At 67.7% G+C, this 17,382-nt stretch carries 11 protein-coding genes; 4 read left to right on the top strand and 7 right to left on the bottom strand.

The genetic code is table 11. The features are described 5' to 3' along the window. Positions 1 to 40 precede the first annotated feature (40 nt). The gene (gene aroC / locus DESTE_RS07375) at positions 41 to 1,102 is read left to right on the top strand and encodes a chorismate synthase (RefSeq protein ID WP_035066508.1); all 1,062 of its coding nucleotides are present in this window, start codon (positions 41 to 43) and stop codon (positions 1,100 to 1,102) included. A gap of 229 nt (positions 1,103 to 1,331) precedes the next feature. Here the strand turns inward: aroC and DESTE_RS07370 are convergent, their stop codons facing one another. The 3 genes from DESTE_RS07370 to DESTE_RS07360 are packed head-to-tail and all read right to left on the bottom strand — an operon-like array spanning position 1,332 to position 4,487. Beyond that, a complete protein-coding gene (locus DESTE_RS07370; protein ID WP_035066506.1) occupies positions 1,332 to 3,395 on the bottom strand; it encodes a CHASE2 domain-containing protein in 2,064 nt (687 codons plus the stop codon). Positions 3,396 to 3,416: 21 nt separating this feature from the next. Further along, a complete protein-coding gene (locus DESTE_RS07365) occupies positions 3,417 to 4,001 on the bottom strand; it encodes an OmpA family protein (protein WP_035066504.1) in 585 nt (194 codons plus the stop codon). Positions 4,002 to 4,010: 9 nt separating this feature from the next. Further along, the gene (locus tag DESTE_RS07360) at positions 4,011 to 4,487 is read right to left on the bottom strand and encodes a FecR family protein (RefSeq protein ID WP_051384365.1); all 477 of its coding nucleotides are present in this window, start codon (positions 4,485 to 4,487) and stop codon (positions 4,011 to 4,013) included. A gap of 753 nt (positions 4,488 to 5,240) precedes the next feature. On the opposite strand from DESTE_RS07360, the gene recD2 reads away from it, so the two are divergent. From recD2 to DESTE_RS07345, 3 genes are all read left to right on the top strand, one after another. Continuing rightward, positions 5,241 to 7,427 (top strand): SF1B family DNA helicase RecD2, encoded by a 2,187-nt coding sequence (gene recD2, locus DESTE_RS07355; RefSeq protein WP_035069933.1) that lies wholly within the window; start codon positions 5,241 to 5,243, stop codon positions 7,425 to 7,427. A gap of 233 nt (positions 7,428 to 7,660) precedes the next feature. Beyond that, the gene (locus DESTE_RS07350) at positions 7,661 to 9,133 is read left to right on the top strand and encodes an NlpC/P60 family N-terminal domain-containing protein (protein ID WP_245590768.1); all 1,473 of its coding nucleotides are present in this window, start codon (positions 7,661 to 7,663) and stop codon (positions 9,131 to 9,133) included. A 51-nt stretch (positions 9,134 to 9,184) separates the two neighbouring features. Then, the gene (locus tag DESTE_RS07345; RefSeq protein ID WP_035066502.1) at positions 9,185 to 10,561 is read left to right on the top strand and encodes a MiaB/RimO family radical SAM methylthiotransferase; all 1,377 of its coding nucleotides are present in this window, start codon (positions 9,185 to 9,187) and stop codon (positions 10,559 to 10,561) included. 18 nt (positions 10,562 to 10,579) lie between these two features. On the opposite strand, the gene DESTE_RS07340 is transcribed toward DESTE_RS07345, so the two are convergent. The 4 genes from DESTE_RS07340 to DESTE_RS07325 all read right to left on the bottom strand — a co-directional run bounded on the left by DESTE_RS07340 (position 10,580) and on the right by DESTE_RS07325 (position 16,964). Continuing rightward, positions 10,580 to 12,175 carry a sensor domain-containing diguanylate cyclase gene (locus DESTE_RS07340; protein WP_051384363.1) on the bottom strand — a complete coding sequence of 532 codons (1,596 nt, stop codon included), beginning with the start codon at positions 12,173 to 12,175 and terminating at the stop codon, positions 10,580 to 10,582. A 208-nt stretch (positions 12,176 to 12,383) separates the two neighbouring features. Next, positions 12,384 to 13,304, bottom strand: coding sequence for a lipoyl synthase (lipA, locus tag DESTE_RS07335; protein WP_035066500.1), 921 nt, complete (start codon positions 13,302 to 13,304; stop codon positions 12,384 to 12,386). Continuing rightward, positions 13,234 to 13,890 carry a lipoyl(octanoyl) transferase LipB gene (gene lipB, locus DESTE_RS07330; protein ID WP_035066498.1) on the bottom strand — a complete coding sequence of 219 codons (657 nt, stop codon included), beginning with the start codon at positions 13,888 to 13,890 and terminating at the stop codon, positions 13,234 to 13,236. The genes lipA and lipB overlap by 71 nt, the downstream gene beginning before the upstream one ends. A gap of 182 nt (positions 13,891 to 14,072) precedes the next feature. Beyond that, positions 14,073 to 16,964, bottom strand: a complete 2,892-nt coding sequence (locus tag DESTE_RS07325; RefSeq protein ID WP_035066496.1) for a small ribosomal subunit Rsm22 family protein — start codon at positions 16,962 to 16,964, stop codon at positions 14,073 to 14,075. Positions 16,965 to 17,382: the final 418 nt, after the last annotated feature.

The following is a 17,382-nucleotide window of genomic DNA, read 5'->3' as shown; positions in this document are numbered from 1 at the left end:
CGCGGGATAAACCCGCGCGTCCCGGCAGACAGGAGCATCCATGAGCGGCAACACCTTCGGTCGCATCTTCCGGCTGACCACCTACGGCGAATCGCACGGCCCCGGCCTTGGCGGTGTGGTGGACGGCTGCCCCGCCGGGGTGCCGCTGGACGAATCGATCATCCAGCGCGAACTGGACCTGCGCCGCCCCGGCAGCGCATCCGCAGGCCTTGCAGGCACGGCACGCAAGGAATCGGACACCGTGCGCCTGCTTTCCGGCGTGTTCGAAGGGGTCACCACCGGCACACCCATCGGCTTCCACATCGCCAACGAAGACCAGCGCTCGCGTGACTACGGCGACCTGGCCAAGCTGTATCGCCCCGGCCACGCGGACATCACCTACGACGCCAAGTACGGCCTGCGCGACTTTCGCGGCGGCGGCAGGGCGTCGGGGCGCGAAACCGTCTCCCGAGTGGCGGGCGGCGCCGTGGCGCTGGCCCTGCTGGCCATGCACGATATCGAGGTGCGCGCCTACACCGTGGAGATCGGCAGCGTGCCCGCCGATGTCGTGGACCCGGCGGGCGCGCAGGAGCGGATGTTCTTTTCGCCCGACCCGGACGTGGTGCCCGCGTGGGAATCGCTGATTCACGACGTGCGGGCCGAGGGCGACACCCTGGGCGGCATCGTGCAGGTGGAAGCCACCGGCGTGCCCGCAGGCCTCGGCGAACCGGTGTTCGACAAGTTGGACGCCCTGCTGGCCCACGCCCTGATGTCCGTGGGCGCGGTGAAGGCCGTGGAGATAGGCGCCGGACTTGAGGCGGCGCGCCTGCGCGGCAGCGAGAACAACGACCCCATCATCCCCGGCGGCTTCCACACCAACCATGCCGGGGGCATTCTGGGTGGCATCTCCAACGGGCAACCCATCGTGGTGCGCGCGTCGGTGAAGCCCATCCCGTCCATCGCGCAGGAACAGATCACCATCGATACCAATGGCAGGCCCGCGCCGCTGCGCGTGGGCGGTCGCCACGACATCTGCGCCATCCCGCGCGTGGTGCCGGTGCTGAAGGCCATGATGGCGCTGGTGTTGGCGGACAGTCTCCTCCTTCAGCGTCGCATGGGTTAAGCGAAGCCCCCAGATTGGTTCTTTTGCCTTCCGGCGTCGTCAAACGCGTTTTTTGCTCCGGTCGAGTACGAGAAGAGTACACTCCCTTCGCAAAAAACGCGTTTTCCTCGCCGGAAAGGCAAAACTCCTCAATCTGGGAACTTCGCAAAAGTCATCCGCTGTTGCGTGCAGTAAAAAAAGAACACGGCGGACGTTCCGGAAGGAGCGTCCGCCGTGGGCGTCTTGCAGCTCACTGCCTGGGGTCGCCCGGCAGCATCTCGGCGCCGGACAGCCCCGGCACGGACACGGGCCTGGGCTCGGTGTCGCGGTAAGTGGTGGCGATGCGCTTGAATTCTTCTTCGGCCAGCAGGAAGGCGTCCACCACGGCGGGGTCGAAGTGGGTGCCCCGGCCTTGCAGGATCATCTCGCGCACCCTGGCGTGGGGGAAGGCGGGCTTGTACTGCCGGGCGCAGATCAGGGCGTCGTACACGTCGGCCAGGGCCATCAGGCGGCCGGAAAGGGGAATGGCCTCGCCCGCAAGGCCTTCCATGTAGCCGGAACCGTCCCATTTTTCGTGGTGGCTCCAGGCTATTTCTGCAGCCAGGTGCAGGAAGGCGTCGTCCTCCATGCCCTGCGCGGCGTTGGCGATGATGTTCCGGCCGTGGCGCACGTGCTGGCGGATTACCGCGTATTCCTCCTCGGTGAGCTTGGCAGGCTTGAACAGCACGCTGTCGGGCACGGCCACCTTGCCCACGTCGTGCAGCGGCGCGGAGTGGAACAGCAGTTCAATGTAGTCTTCGGTCAGCTGGGGGTAGGTCTCCTTGCCGCCCATATCCCGCAGGGCTTCGGCCAGCGCCCGCACGTAGTGCTGGGTGCGCTTGATGTGCGCGCCGCTGATCTCGTCGCGGCTTTCGGCCACGGCGGTCATGGATTCCAGGGTCATCTGCCGGGCGTGGTTCAGTTGGCGCAGCCGCACGTAGGCCATGCGCCGCTCCCGCGCGTACAGCGCGAGGGACAGCAGCGCCCCTTGCACCAGCGCGGCCAGCACCGGGGCGGCCATGGGCAGGGCAATGCCCCGCCACGCGAACAGCGCGTATCCTGTGGCAGGCATGACCAGGGCAGCGGCCAGCGTGGCGACCCCCGCCTGCAACGGCCCGGCCCGCAGGAACAGCAGCCCGGCCAGCAGGATGACCAGCGCCGACGGAGCGAACCGGTATGCCGCCGCATGTTCCGGCTCGCGCAGGGGGTTGCCGTCGAACAGATTGTCCAGGGCCACGGCGTGCACTTCGGTGCCGGGGTAGTTGGCCGATACCGGGGTGTGGTGCAGGTCGTTGAGCCGTGCCGCGCTGGACCCCACGATGACCATGCGGCCTTCGAACAGGGCCGGGTCGTGCGTGCCGCGCAGCACCTCCGCCGCCGGGACGAAACGGTGCGCCCGCGCGCCGCCGGAAAAGCGCAGCCGCATGCGCGCCGCCCGGTCCACCGGCATGCGCGCCGTGCCCACCACCAGCAGCGGCCCCAGCGCGTCCGTTTCCACGCGTACCTCGCGCAGATCGCGCGCCTGCATGAACAGGGCAAGCGCCAGGCTGGGGTAGTACTGCCCCTGAAAACGGTGCAGCAGGGGCACGCGGCGAATGCTGCCATCCTCGTCCTTTTCCACGTTGATGAACCCGGACGCGGCCAGCCCGGCCTGAATGGGGCCGGTGTTGCACAGGATGCCGGTGGCCTCCGCCGGGTCGATGGCGGTGGTTTCTCCGGTCACGTGTACGGGACGCGGCAGGTTTTCGGGGTCCGGGGTGACAAGGTCGAACAGGTGCATCACCGCGCCCACGGCTTCCGCCCCGGCAAGCACGCTGCCGAAGTAGGCGTCGTTGTCCTCCATGCCGCGCGGCACGCCGGTGATGGCGATGTCCAGCCCGAAGTCGCGCCGAAAGGCGTTGCGGATGGTGGCGATGGAGGTGCGGTCCGGTTCGGAGAACAGGACGTCCACTCCCACCCCCATGGGCCGGGCGGCAGACACCCGACGCACGATGCCGCCGGTGAGATAGCGCGGCCACGGCCACTGCCCCGCCACGGCCAGGCTTTCCTCGTCGATGTCCACGATGACCACCCTGTCCGGGTGCGCTGGCGCGGCGTCGTGCACCATGCGGCGGGTCAGCCCGTCCAGGATGCGGTTGTCCGCAAGCTGCACCAGTTCTGGCTCTGCCAGGCAGAACAGCACTGCCAGCAGCAGCCCGGCCACGGTGACGGCGGCCACCAGCCGCTGGCGCGAAATGGCAGCCGGGCGGGATGCGGGTTTGACGGGCGTGGACATGAGATACCGTGTCCGAAAACTCTAGCGGACCAGGATTTCCACCCGCCTGTTCCTGGCCTCGGCCACGCCGGGTGCGGTGGGCACCAGCGGGTCGTTGGCCCCGTGGCCGGAAAGCGCCATGGCGTCACCGGGCACTCCGCGCGCTTCCAGCATGCGGCGCACGGCGTCTGCCCGGGCCATGGACAGCTTCTGGTTGGCGGCGGGGTCGCCCGCGCTGTCGCTGTGCCCGATGACCGAAACGTTGCTTACGGCGCGGCGGGTGATGTCGGCGGCGGCCTCGTCCAGCGCCGGCAGCGAGGCGGGGTCCGGCGCGGTGGAGCCGGTGGGGAAGTACAGCAGAAAGCTCTTGGGCGATTCCGGCATGGCGGCCAGCGTGCTGCCAAAGATGCGGACAATTTCCTGGTGCGGCATCACTGTGGGCGGGGCGGGCTTGTCGGTCACCTGGGTGGATTCGTTGGCGGCGGCCAGGGGTTGTTCGGCCCCGCCCGCCTTCACCACCACCCGACCCACGCTGCCGTCGTCGTCCGGCATCAGCACTACCGTGGTCTTGGGCGCGCAGGCCCCCAGCGCGAGACACAGCAAAAGGATGGATAACAGCGTACGCATGGTGCCCCCCTATTCGGCGTGGATGAGAAAGCGGGTGCCGCGCACGCCCACGGCGGCCTGCGGCGTGCGGAACCTGACGGCATCGGGCGCCAGCTTGGCCAGCCGGCCGGAAGAATAGGCCGCCTCGCCGCGCTGCATGTACACGTCGAAGTCGTAGTCCTTTTCCAGCGGCACGAAGCGGTAGGACTGCACCGTCAGTTCCGATCCCGGCCCCACGGCGATGCGTGAGCCGTCCTGAAAGCTGACTCCGGCCTTGCCGTCCGGACCGGTGCGCAGGATGTCGCCCACCAGCAGCGGATCACCCGGCGCGGGAACCGAGCTTGCGCCCGCGCGTTCCACGCTGACCGTGCCGGACACCGAGCGGAAGTTGGCGGCGGGCGCTTCCGCCCATGTGACGGATGCACCAAGGACGAGGACCAGGGTCAGTGAGGCCAGCAGCGTCGGCAGTGCCAGCGGCACGCGGACAGGCAGACGTATGATGCGCATGCTATTCCCCCGGTATGGCGTGTTTTATCCGCGTATGCGGCAGGAGCGGAACATGTCCGTATCCGGCCTGTCCTGCCGAAGGCGGGTGGACCTGCCCCATGCATGGGCGCATGTTTGGGCCGAATGTCTGGCTGCGTGCCCGAGGGCGACGCGCCGTCGCCCAGGCACTCAGACTCATGGACGCATGCGGGGTTTGTCCCGCTATACCCGTTTTGGCATTCATTTTTTTGGGATACAATTAGATTTCGCGGCAGGCAGGCTGAAAGACCATGTAAAGCGGCGGCAGAGGGGGCGTACGTCCCGTGCGTGCCGTGTGTCCGGCGCGCGGAGTCGTCGGCCATGCGGCTTCGCCCCGCCGGACGGCCCGACTGCCGCACCATCCTTGACGGGTACGGCATGAGCGGCTAGGGGCTGTTGCAGAACTGTCGGCATCCTGCGACTGCCGCCGATATGGGCCATGGCGGCTCGCGCCGCACCCCGCATCTGCCCGAACGGGTGCCACCCGAACGCATGCCGTACCGGCGCGTGCCACCCAAGGCATGGCATTCCGGCGCATCCTTGCGCATCCGGCCCGCCCTTTTCGCCCCCCCAACCGGACATCTCATGCAGCACGACCCGCGCAACCCGCGTTCCTCCCGATTTTCCCGTTCCGCCGCCCGGCAGACCCCGACGGGGCCGCAGGCTGGCGCGGCATCCGGTCCCCAGCCAGCCGCCCCCGCCGCATCCGGCAAGGTCGCGCCCATGCTGGCCGCCATGCAAGAGGCGCAGGACGCCCCGGAACAGCTTTCCGGCGTGCTCGACCGCGTCATCTTCCACAACGAGGAAAACGGCTACACCGTGCTGCGCCTGCGCCCGCTGCCCAAGGGCGACATGATCAGCGTGGTGGGGCACATGGTCTCGCCGCAGCCGGGGGCATCGCTGAAGCTGGTGGGCCGCTGGGTGAACAACCCGCGCTTCGGGCGGCAGTTTTCCATGGAGAACTACGAGAACCTGCTGCCCGCATCCGTGGAGGGCATTCGCCACTATCTCGGCTCCGGCCTCATCAAGGGCGTGGGCGAATCCATGGCCGCGCGCATCGTCGATGCCTTCGGCGAGGACACCTTCCGCGTGCTGGACGAGGAACCGGACAAGCTGCTGCGGGTCAGCGGGGTGGGCGGCAAGACGCTGGAACGCATCAAGGCGGGCTGGTCCGACCATCAGGGCATCCGCGACCTGATCATGTTCCTGCAGCCGCACGGGGTCAGCACCGCCTACGCCGTGCGCATCTACCGCCATTACGGGCAGCAGGCGCTTTCCGTAGTCCGCGAGAATCCCTACCGCCTGGCCATGGACATCCACGGCATCGGCTTTCATACCGCCGACACCGTGGCGGAAAAGCTGGGTTTTTCGCGCGACAGCGAACTGCGGGCAGAGGCGGGCACCCTGTACACCCTGCAACGCCTGAACGACGACGGCCACGTCTATGTGCCGCACGACGCGCTGATCACCCACACCTCGGACCAACTGGACATCCGCGCCGACCTCGTGGAAGACGCCCTGCGCACCCTGGAGATTGAGGAGCGCATTGTCATCGAGGAAATGGACGGCGAGCTCGGGGTGTTCCTTTCCCGCTACCATCATTACGAAACCAAGATCGCCTACTACCTGCAACGGGTGCTGCGCTCGCCGAAAGCCGTGCATTTCGAAGACCCGGAGGCGGTCATCACCGAGGTGCTGGCCAAGCTGTCCATCACCCTCGCGCCGGAGCAACTGGAGGCCGTGCGCACCGCCACCCGTTCCAAGGTCATGGTGCTTACCGGCGGCCCCGGTACCGGCAAGACCACCATCATCAACGCCATCATCAAGGTCTTTGCCGAAACGCGCGCCAAGATCCTGCTGGCCGCGCCCACGGGCCGCGCCGCCAAGCGCATGTCCGAGACCAGCGGGCGCGAATCCAAGACCATCCACCGCCTGCTGGAATACAGCCCCAAGGAAGACGGCTTCGCCCGCAACGAGGACAACCCCCTTGCCTGCGGCCTGCTGGTGGTGGACGAGGCGTCCATGATGGACACCATGCTCATGTACCACCTGTTGAAGGCCGTGCCGCTGGGCGCCACGCTGCTCTTCGTGGGCGACGTGCACCAGTTGCCCTCGGTGGGGCCGGGCAACGTCCTGCGTGACGTCATTGCCTCCGGCGTGGTGCCGGTGGTGGAACTGGTGGAGGTGTTCCGGCAGGCCGCCGAAAGCGAGATCATCTGCAACGCCCACCGCATCAACCACGGCGAGGTGCCCCCGCTGGAATCCTCGCGCGACCGGTTGTCCGACTTCTATTTCATCCGGCAGGACGACCCCGAAAAGGCCGTGGAGATGATTGTGGAACTGGTGCGCGACCACATCCCGCGCCGCTTCGGCCTGCATCCCGTCAACGACATCCAGGTGCTGACCCCCATGCACAAGGGCGCGGTGGGCGCGGGCAACCTGAACGTGCGCCTGCAACAGGCCCTGAACGGCCAGACCCTGTGCGTGCAGCGCGGCGAGCGTCAGTACCGTCTGGACGACAAGGTGATGCAGATCCGCAACAACTACGACAAGGACGTCTTCAACGGAGACATCGGGCGTATCTGCCTGGTGGACCCCAAGGAGCGTCAGCTTACCGTGCGCTTTGACGAGCGCAACGTGCCCTACGCCTGGGAAGAACTGGACGAGATCGTCCCCGCCTACGCCATCTCCGTGCACAAGTCGCAGGGGTCCGAATACCCCGCCGTGGTCATCCCCGTGCTGACCCAGCACTACATGCTGCTGCAACGCAACCTCATCTACACCGGCGTCACCCGCGGCAAGCGCTTGGTGGTGCTGGTGGGCGAGCCGCGCGCCCTGGCCATGGCCGTCAAGAACAACCGCATGCACAAGCGCCACACCCGCCTTGCCCGGCGGTTGGCGTTGGGTGTGGGGGTGGGGTAAGGACGGAAGGGGACGGGAAGAATTTTGGATGGGAGAGAAAAGAATCGGGGGAAGGGGAGGAAAATTTGAAAATTTTCCTCCCCTTCCCCCGAACCCCTATCCCCTCCTTCAAACTTTTCAATTGTGGTGTAGGGCGTGAGGGCAGAGGCTGTGGGAACATGGTCACGTCACGCCGTGCGGGATGGAAGAAGGGGAGAAATCCCGGAAGCCCGTTCGGAACAGGGAGAATGATGATGTCGCAGAAAGTGTCCACCGCGAATGCCCGCCGCCAATCGTCCGGTACAGCGCGTTCCTTTGTTACCGCGTTGGTCGTGCTGATGCTGGCCGCGCTGTTTCTGTCCGGGTGCGCCGGGCGCGGACCGCGCGAGGTCGTGCCGCCGCGCTTCACCGAACTGGAACGCCATCCGCAGGATCTTTCCGTGTACGCCGCCCGCGCGGGCGGTGACAGCCCGCTGCTGGATGCCGCCACGCAAGCCGCCCAGGACGAGCGCTGGAACACCCGCTTCTTTGCCCCGTGGTTGCAGACCCGCACCGGGGTCACCATTGCCGAGGTGGCCCGCACCGCGCCCTACCTGACCAAGGACGGACGCACGCGCGGCCACGCCGAAAACCTGCTGCCGTGGGACGCCAGCCGTTTTGCCGCGCTGGTGGCCAACTGCGACGCCGCATCCTTTCCGGCCCTGGCAGAGCGCGGCATCATCGTGCGCAATACCGCCCTGCGCGAACTGCCCACCCTGCGCCCCTCGTTCGCCAATCCCGACAAGGCCGGGCAGGGCTACCCGTTTGACGATTTGCAGCGGTCCGCCGTGTGGACCGGCACCCCGGTGTTCGTCTCGCACGTGTCGCTGGACCGGGCCTGGCTGTACTGCGAAACCGGCTTCGCCTCCGGCTGGGTGCCCGCAGAGCACGTGGCCCTGGCCGACCCCACCTTCCGCGCCCTGTACCAGAATGGCCGCTATGCCGCCGTGCTGCGCGACGACGTGGCCCTGACCAGCCCGAACCAGACGTTCATCGCCATCGCGCACATCGGCGCGGTATTCCCCGTGGCCGTGGAATCGCCGGGCGGGCTTACCGTGCTGGTGCCCCTGCGCGATGCCGATGGCCGCGCGGTGCTGGGGCAAACCACCCTGCCCGCCGGGTACGCCGCCATGAAGCCGCTGGTCATCTCCGCCGCGCGCATGGCCGAAATCGGCAACCGCATGATGGGCCAGCCCTACGGCTGGGGCGGCATGTACGAGGACCGCGACTGCTCGGCCACCCTGCGCGACCTGTTCGCCCCCTTCGGCATCTGGTTGCCGCGCAACTCTGCGTCGCAGGCCAGGGCCGGGCGGTTCGTGGATTTCGGCAGCGCCTCGCCCGACGGCAAGGAAGCCATCATCCGCGCACAGGGCGTGCCCTTCCTGACCCTGCTCTGGCTCAAGGGGCACATTACCCTGTACCTTGGCGAATACGACGGCCACCCGGTGATGTTCCACAACCTCTGGGGCTTGCGCGTGTTCAGCAACATCGGCGAGGACGGCGAGCGCGGGCAGGAGGGCCGGTTCATCCTGGGCCGCGCCGTGGTCACCTCGTTGCGGCCCGGCACCGAACTGCCCAACCTGACCACCCCGGACGGGTTGGTGGCCCGCATGCTGGGCATGTCCATTCTGCCCGGCGGGGCTGGCCTGCCGAGCGGGGCCGGTTTGCCCGTCGGCGGGGGGCAGTAGCGTGCCGATGGGGGGAATGGGGATTCCGCGTGGCCTGAACGGGAAGCGCCCATGAGCGGGCACGCCTTTTTCGCGCTGACGCTGGGCTGCAAGATCAACCAGTACGAGACGGAGGCCGTGCGCGAGGCATGGCTGGCGCGTGGTTGGCGCGAGGCCGCCGACCCCGCCGATGCCGACGTGCTGCTGATCAACTCGTGCGCTGTCACCGCGCGCGCCGTGGCCGACGTGCGGCAGGCCGTGGCCCGCATGCACCGGGCCGCGCCGCAGGGGCGCATCGTGGTTACCGGTTGCGCGGCGCAGGTTCTGCGCGACGATATTGCCGCGCTGCCCGGCGTGGCCGACGTGGTGGGGCAACAGGCCAAGGTCTCGCTGTTGCGCTACGACCCGGGACGAGGCGCGGCGGGGGCGCATGAGGTCAGCGGGGGGGGCAGCAGCGACGGGGGCGACGACCTTTCCGTTGACGCCGCCGCGTTCCCGGCCTTCCGCATCGACGGATTCACCCGGTCACGCCCGGTGCTCAAGGTGCAGGACGGCTGTTCGCACCGCTGCACCTACTGCATCGTGCCGCTGGCGCGCGGCGCGGCACGCAGCCGCGACCCGCGCGAGGCGCTGGCGGAGGCGCGCCGCCTGCTGGATGCGGGGTTTCGCGAACTCATCGTCTCCGGCGTGAACCTGCGCCAGTACGGGCGCGACCTGCCCGGCGGCGGGCCGGACTTCTGGGAGCTGCTGGCCTTTCTGGAGCGCGAGCTTGCCCCGCAGTGGGCGGGGCGGGCGCGGCTGCGCATCAGTTCGCTTGAGCCTGGCCAGCTTGGCGAGCGCGCGCTGGACGTGCTGGCCGAAAGCCGTCTGGTGGCCCCGCAACTGCACCTTTCGTTGCAGAGCGGCAGCCCCGGCGTGTTGCGCCGCATGGGGCGGGGGCATTATCGGCCCGCGCCGCTGCTGGATTTCGTGCGCGAGTTGGCCGAGGTGTGGCCGCTGTTCGGCCTTGGCGCGGACATCCTGACCGGCTTTCCCGGCGAGACGGACGCGGAGTTTGGCGAGACGCTGGATTTCGTGAGGGCGTTGCCGCTGACCTATGCGCACGTGTTTCCGTATTCGCGCAGGCCGGGCACCCCGGCGGCGGTGATGGAGGGGCAACTGCCGCAAGAGGTGAAGAAGCGCCGGGCGGCGGAGCTGCGCGGCGCGGTGGCGGCGAAGAAGGCCACGTTCCTGCAGCGCCTGCTGGATGAACCGCGCCTGCTGGTGGCCCCGGAGGGTGCGCGTGGCGTGAAGGGCGTGTGCGAGTTTTACGCCGAGTGCCGGTTCACCGGCGGGCGACGGCTGGCTGCGCAGGCGGCACAGGGCGGGCAGCATCAAGGCCCCGGCGATCTGGTGGCTGTGCGTCCCCTTGGCGTTGAGCGAGACAGCCTGCTGGTGGAGATGGTGTAGGAAGGGGTGTGGCCTTGGCTACGCGTGGCGGTTGCATGCCGCGGCGGTGTCCGCATCGGCATCCTGCCATGTTTCCACGCGATTCCTGCCGTTGGCCTTGGCCTTATACAGAGCACAGTCGGCCTTGCCGATCATGTTCTCAAGCAGGGTGGTGCCGAAGGCGCATCCGTCAGACAGAGGAGCAACACCGATGCTGATGGTCATGGAAAAGCTGTTGCCTTTATGCGTCACTACCGCGCGCTCTACGTCTGCCCGCACGCGTTCGGCCAGCACCAGGGCCTGTTCCAGCGTGGTGTTGGCCGATATGATGGCGAATTCCTCGCCCCCCATTCTCGCTGTGAAATCTGCCTTTCTGGCATTTTTCCTGATTGTCTCTGCTATGTTGCGCAGCGCAATATCGCCCGTCTGGTGCCCGTAAGTGTCATTGATCTTCTTGAAGTGATCAATGTCCAGCACAAGGCAGGCGCACTCGCTGTTCGCCCGACTGCACGATTCGACAATCCGGGTGCCCTCTTCATCCAGGCTGCGTCGGTTGCCGAGGCCCGTCAGGGCGTCGGTGGACGTATATACCTCCAATTCGTGCACGTAGCTGGATATCCTGTCCGCCATCTGGCAAAAGTTGCCATAAAGTGTGGCGAGTTCCTCTGGCGTCTGCCGGGTATCGATAGCCGGGCAGGTCTGGTTGTGCTCACCAGTCAGCATATGGGTGGACATTTCCGATATGGCTTGCACGGGCCTTGTGATGGAGGCGGAAAGACGCATCAGGAGCGGCCTCAGGATCAACAGAGAGGTCAGCGACGCGGCGGCAAGGGTCAACAGTATCTGGTGCATGCCGCCAAGTATTTCTGCCATGGGCTTTTCGCGTACCAGAAGCCATTGGTCGTTCTTGAGCAACTGGCTGGAGCCAACGACCAGAACGCCATTGTTGTTTGTGTAGATGGGCGGAGAACTGCCGCCTCCGGCATCTTGCGGCACTGCAAACGGCTGGCCCTTGCCCATGTCCTGCAAAAGGGTGCGACTGTCTGCAGCCAGCAGAAACGGTGACCACGGATTGCGCTTGTCCGAGATGGCGAACATGCGGAACAGGGTATCAATGTTGACCACTCCGGCCACAACGCCATAAATGCGTTCCTGAACATCCCTGACAGGATGCGCGATGACGAGGATGGGTTTTCCGGTCAGTCGGCTTTGCAATACTTGAGAAATGGTTGGGGTACCCTTCATGGCGCGGATGAAGTAATTTCGGTCTCCGATGTATGCGTGCATATCCGGTTCGCTGCCGAGGGTGATGTTCCCCATGCTGTCAATGAGCACGATACTCGTAAAGTCCCGGTGCGAATTGACGAACGACTTTAAAATCCATGCTATGCCATCGGTCTCGTTTTTCGTGAGCGATGCGGAAAGGGCAACGTGCTCGATGTCGCCTATACGGTCATTTGACCACATTTCCAAAGAATTGCTCAGGGTTGTTGTTTCCCATGTCATGCGTTCGTACGCGTCGTGGATGCTGTTTTCGCGCATGAAGAAATAGAAGACCGCTGCCGAAACACACAACGGCAGGGCTACGAGAATTGTAGTGTATATGCGTAATGTCCGACGTATGGTGATGGGCATGGTTGTGACCTTGCGGAGTGAACTACTCAGGAAGAATGTATTTTTTTGCGCGGTCTGTCCGTGATATTATATTGGGGTGAACGGCTTTTTGTGATGCGGTATTGCCCGGCGCAGGCAATTGTGTGAGGGGCCTGCTGATACCTGAATGAAAAACGCTCCGGCTATGGAAGAAGCCGGGGCGTCGTGTCATGCACAACTGGACGGACAATCATGCCGGGGTTGGGGTTTTCCTCAACTGCTGCAAGGCGTCGTAGGCGGCGCGGGCGTTGTAGCTACTGCGCACGAGGGGGGCGGAGAACACGTGGGGGATGCCGAGGGCGTGGCCGTGGGCGGCGTAGCTTTCGAAGACATCGGGGTGCACGTAGCGTTCGACGGGCGGGTGGTTGCGGCTGGGGCGCATGTACTGGCCGATGGTGGCGATGTGGCAGCCCGTGGCGGCAAGGTCGGCCAGGGTGGCGCGCACCTCGTCGTCGGTTTCACCCAGGCCCACCATCAGCCCGCTTTTGGCAATGGCCCCGGCGGCGCGCACGCGGGCCAGCAGTTCCAGGCTCTGGGCGTAGTCGGCCTGCGGGCGGATGCGCGGGTAGTGCGCGGGAGGGGTTTCCACGTTGTGGTTGATGATGTCCGGCGCGGCGTCCAGCACGGCGCCCAGCGCGGCCCGGCTGCCGCGAAAGTCGGGTATCAGCACCTCTATGGTGGCGGGCTGGCCGTTCTGCGCGGCGGGCAGGGCGGCGCGCAGGGCGCGCACCGTGGACGCGAAGTGGGCGGAGCCGCCGTCTGGCAGGTCGTCGCGGGTAACGGAGGTGACCACCACGTGCGAAAGGCCCAGTCGCGCGGCGCCTTCGGCCACGCGGCGGGGTTCGTCCGGGTCGGGCGGCGCTGCCTGGCCGGGGGTGATGTTGCAGAAGGCGCAGTTGCGCGTGCACACGTTGCCCAGGATGAGGAACGTGGCCGTCCCCGAAGAGAAGCACTCGAACATGTTCGGGCACTTGGCGCTCTGACACACGGTGTTCAGGCGCAGGTCGTCCACCAGCGAACGGGTGTCTCCGTAGGTGTGGCTACAGGGCAGCTTGACCCGCAGCCACGGCGGAATCCGCAAAGATGGCGCGGAATTGCCGGGTACAGACATCCTTTACCTCCTGCATGGATGGGGAATCGCCGCCCAGTTCGCGGTGCAGCGACGTGGCTTGCGCGTCGGGCAGGCCGCACAGGGTGATCATTTCGAAAAGGGACAGGTCGCGGGCCACGTTCAGGGCGAACCCGTGGTACGAGGTCCAGCGGCGCACGGCCATGCCGATGGAGCAGATCTTGCGGTTTTCGATCCATACGCCGGGGCGGCCTTCCCAGCGGGCAGCGGTCAGCCCGAAGTGGGCCAGCGTGGTGATGACCACCTCTTCCAGATCGTGGAACATCTGGCGCAGGCCGCCGGGCCGTTTGGCCACCCGGAACACCGGGTAGGCCACCAGCTGGCCGGGGAAATGGCAGGTGATGTTGCCCCCGCGCGAGGACTGCACAAGGTCTATGGACTGCGCGGCCAGCCATTCGCGGCCCACGTGCAGGTTTTCGCCCCCGCCGTTGCGGCCAAGGGTGATCACCGGGTGGTGCTCCAGCAGGTACAGGGTTTCTTCCGCCCCCGCCGCCACTTCCTCCAGCCGTGCCCGTTGCAGGGCGTCGGCCTCTGCGTAGCGGATGAGGCCCAGGTCGATGATGTTCATGCGCGTGGTGTTCCGGTTGCGAAGGGCCGGGGGCGGTGGCGTCCCCGGCCTTGAAGTTTGCGACGTGCCTGTGGCGTAAATGCAACGGCGTTGCGGAAGCGGTTGCGGAGAGGTGTTCCCCGAGCGCGTCCTTACGCGTCCGTGCGCGTCTTTACGCATCCGTGCGCGTCTGCCCGCGTCTGCTAGTCGTCGCGCCGGGGCTTGCGCCGCCGGGCGTGATGCTGATCCGCGTTGTCCGGCCTGTTGTCTCGGCGATCGTCCCGCCGGTCATCCCGACGCTGTTCCGGACGTTCGGGACGATCTGGCCGCCGGTCCGTGCGCTGTTCGACCTGCCCGCCAGGGCGACGATCGTTGCGGGGCGCGTTGCGCTGGTCGCCGCCGCGCTCACCGTGTTCTCCACGCCCCGTGCGTTCGGGCCGGTTGCCCGGACGCCCCTGCTGCGGACGCTGCTGCCCGTCGTCGCGCCGGGGTGCGGGGCCGCGCCCTTCCGGACGACGCTCATCAGGCCGACGCTCATCTGGCCGACGCTCATCTGGCCGACGCTCATCAGGGCGGCGAGGCGCGCGGCCATCGCGGCCCTGCTGGCCGCCGGGCCTGCCTTCGCGGTCGAAGTGGCGGCGCGGCTTGCCCTTGCGGCCCTCGTCGGGGCGTTGCTGACCTCCGAAATCGCGCGGGGCGTCGGGCCGTGCATCGGGCCGAGCATCCGGACGGGTATTGGGGCGGGCATCGGCGGGGCGCTCCTGCCGATGGTCCGGCCTGCGGTCGCGCGGGGTCTCGGAACGGGCACCGGGGTGGCGCTGGGAACGGTCGTGGCGTTCACCGCCCCGTTCGTTCCGTTCTCCCCGCTCCATGCGGTCCACCCGATTCGGGCGGCGTTCCTGCCCGCGTTCCTGATGGCCGTCCTGCCGCTGGGGGCGCGGCTGTCGGGCATTGTCGTCCCGGCCTTCGCGTCGTCCTTCCTGCGGGCCGTCGGGCCTCTGGCGGCGGGCATTGCCGAAGGGGCGCTGCGAACGGCCCTGGATGCGCTGCTGGCCGTCGCGGTCGCCGAGCGCTGGCCGTTGCCCCCGGCCCTGATGCTGTTCCTGCCGCGCGGATGGCGTCCCATCGCCTGCGTCGTCCCACGCATTCTGGGCGCGCTGGGCCGTTGGGTTGGGGCCATGCTGCCCTTGCCCGGCGTTGGCCTGCTCGTCGCGCCGGAGGCGGCGGTTGGCCCACTGGCCGCGCTGGTTGCCCTGTTGCCCGTCAGGGTGACTCTGTCTCCGGTCAGCACGCTGCCCGTCGGGGTGACGTTCTCTCCGGTCAGCACGCTGCCCGTCGGGTTGCCCGGCGCCTCGTCCGGTCTTGCGCATGCCGGTGCCCCCGTCACGCCCCGTGCGATCGGTTCGCCCGTTGCGGCGTCCACCCGGTTCCGCGCGGTTGCCGAAATCATCGGGCAGTCCACCCCGGCGGCGGGCACCATAGCCCGTGCCGCTGTCGCCCGCAGCACCGCCGCTGAACGGTTCGCCGAATCCGTCGTCAAGGATGCGCCCACGTCGTGCGCCGAAACGGGGCATGCCGCGCCGTTGCGCGGCCCTGCCCCCGTGGGGCTGGTTGGCGAACATCTGACCGTAGGTCGCGCCGTGGTCAGGTCCATCGGCGCGGTTGCCGTTGGGCTCGGACGGGTCGTGCCCGTCATATGCGTCATGGGCATCAGGCCCGTCGACATCTTCGCCTTCGGTCCCGGCTCCGGCGGCAACGGGCGCATCCCACTGCGGCGCGCCTTCCATCAGGAAGGCTGGCTGCGTGTCGTCCCCCTCGTCGAGTATTTGTGTCCCACGCCCGGCAGCCTTGCCGCGCATGGGTTTTCCACCCCGGTCACCCGGATCGGCCTTGCCTCTGGGTGTCTTGCCCGCAGCGCTTGCGGTACCGGCTGCGCCCGTCGCCTTGCCGTCCCGGCTGGGCGGGGTCCATTCCAGTTCCAGAGCGCCCGACTTGCGGTCGCGGTGTTCCACTTCCGGCCAGGTAATGTCGATAGCCGTGCCGGAATGCACGTGCCGCGCGTCGTGCAGCAGGGCCAGCCCCCGTTCGGAGCAGGCGTAGCGCACGGGTTCGCGGCGACCGGGCAGCGGGAAGGCGTCGGAAATGATGCGGATGGTGTTGCGCGGCGCGGTCACCTTGTCCGCCTCACCCAGCAGCACGAAAGACAGGCTGGCCGTGCCCTTTTCCAGCTTGGCCCGGCGGCTCAGTTCTTCCAGCCATGTGGGCGCGCCCTGGATGGGGAAGGTGAAGTGGCACCAGCCGCCCGCGCCGCCCTGTTCCAGCAGGGGGCATTCGTCGTGGTGGGGGCAGGGGGCCAGCGGGGCAAGCCCCACCTCCATGGCTGCGCGGCGGAACAGGGTGACGTAGCGCGCACCCAGGCGGGTGCCCGGCTCGATGACCAGGATGCGGCCCCCGTGGGCCAGTGCGGACCCGGCCATCTCGGCCAGTTCCTCCATGCGGAATTCCAGCGGTTCGTCGCGGCGGGGCTTCAGTTCGTTCAGCACGTTGCCCGCCAGGATCAGCGCCGCGTCGCCGCGCGCCTCCTTCAGGGCCGATTCCATGGGGGCACGCAGGGTGCGCAGCGCCCAGGGTGATTCCTCGCCCGCGATGACCTGCAGCAGTTCGCGGCCCACTTCCAGCGGGTGAGGGGCGATGTCCGCGCACAGGAAGGTCAGCGGCAGGGTGCGCAGGTCGGGGCGGGCCAGCCACAGGGCCAGCGGCAGGGTCAGCGGGCCGCTGCCCAGGTCGAGGATCAGCGGGCGTTCCAGCAGGGCTTCGCGGTCCACCAGTTCCAGCGAGGGCAGCAGGCGGCCAAGGCGCACGAGGTTCCACGGCATGAAGTAGCGCAGGTAGGCGGAAAGCAGGCGAGGGGCCGCCCAGTAGGGATCGGAGAGCGACCCGCGCTCGCTGGTGAGCACCAGCGACAGGTCGCGGATGGCCATGGGCAGGTCGCGGCGATGCGCGGTGCGCAACGGGGCCACGGTGTCCAGCGCAGTGGGAAGGGATTCCAGGCGCTGCCGGTATTCCGGGGACAGGGCGGCGAAAAGATGGTGCATGCGAAGTCCGTTGGTTGGGTGCCGGTGCAACCGGCGATGCATGGGCTGCCCCGCGCGGTGATGCGCGAGGCGCGGCCAGCGCGCCTGCCGGTCATGCCATGCCATGGGCAGCAGCATGGGCCGGAGCGCGGGACCGGTGTCGTGGCGCCCGGCGTGGAGCGTGGGCGCTGGTGCGGGCGGTTTGCGGCAGTGCGCCGCCCGGATCGTGAGTACTCGGAATCGGTGGAAGCGGGCGGGCACGTGGCCGACCGGGCTTTCCGGTGTTCGGGGGCCGCTGGCGGTCCTGGTGGTTTTGTGAAACCGGGGAACCAGGGGACCGGGGCGGCTTGGTGCACCTGCGTGGTGCGTCTGTGAGGCTCTTGCGGCATCCCGCCCGCACGTTGGCGACTGGTGTCGTTGCGGATCACTCCGCCTGTCG

The organism is Nitratidesulfovibrio termitidis HI1 (assembly GCF_000504305.1).
Taxonomy (GTDB): domain Bacteria; phylum Desulfobacterota; class Desulfovibrionia; order Desulfovibrionales; family Desulfovibrionaceae; genus Cupidesulfovibrio; species Cupidesulfovibrio termitidis.
This window is presented reverse-complemented; position numbering and strand designations above follow the sequence as displayed.

What these genes read in the sequence shown, in the direction of transcription:
- DESTE_RS07340 (WP_051384363.1), bottom strand. Translation starts at nt 12,175, where the DNA reads ATGCCCATCACCATACGTCGGACATTACGCATATACACTACAATTCTC.
- DESTE_RS07370 (WP_035066506.1), bottom strand. Translation starts at nt 3,395, where the DNA reads ATGTCCACGCCCGTCAAACCCGCATCCCGCCCGGCTGCCATTTCGCGC.
- DESTE_RS07350 (WP_245590768.1), top strand. Translation starts at nt 7,661, where the DNA reads ATGTCGCAGAAAGTGTCCACCGCGAATGCCCGCCGCCAATCGTCCGGT.
- DESTE_RS07345 (WP_035066502.1), top strand. Translation starts at nt 9,185, where the DNA reads ATGAGCGGGCACGCCTTTTTCGCGCTGACGCTGGGCTGCAAGATCAAC.
- DESTE_RS07360 (WP_051384365.1), bottom strand. Translation starts at nt 4,487, where the DNA reads ATGCGCATCATACGTCTGCCTGTCCGCGTGCCGCTGGCACTGCCGACG.
- lipA (WP_035066500.1), bottom strand. Translation starts at nt 13,304, where the DNA reads ATGTCTGTACCCGGCAATTCCGCGCCATCTTTGCGGATTCCGCCGTGG.
- recD2 (WP_035069933.1), top strand. Translation starts at nt 5,241, where the DNA reads ATGCAAGAGGCGCAGGACGCCCCGGAACAGCTTTCCGGCGTGCTCGAC.
- aroC (WP_035066508.1), top strand. Translation starts at nt 41, where the DNA reads ATGAGCGGCAACACCTTCGGTCGCATCTTCCGGCTGACCACCTACGGC.
- DESTE_RS07325 (WP_035066496.1), bottom strand. Translation starts at nt 16,964, where the DNA reads ATGCACCATCTTTTCGCCGCCCTGTCCCCGGAATACCGGCAGCGCCTG.
- DESTE_RS07365 (WP_035066504.1), bottom strand. Translation starts at nt 4,001, where the DNA reads ATGCGTACGCTGTTATCCATCCTTTTGCTGTGTCTCGCGCTGGGGGCC.
- lipB (WP_035066498.1), bottom strand. Translation starts at nt 13,890, where the DNA reads ATGAACATCATCGACCTGGGCCTCATCCGCTACGCAGAGGCCGACGCC.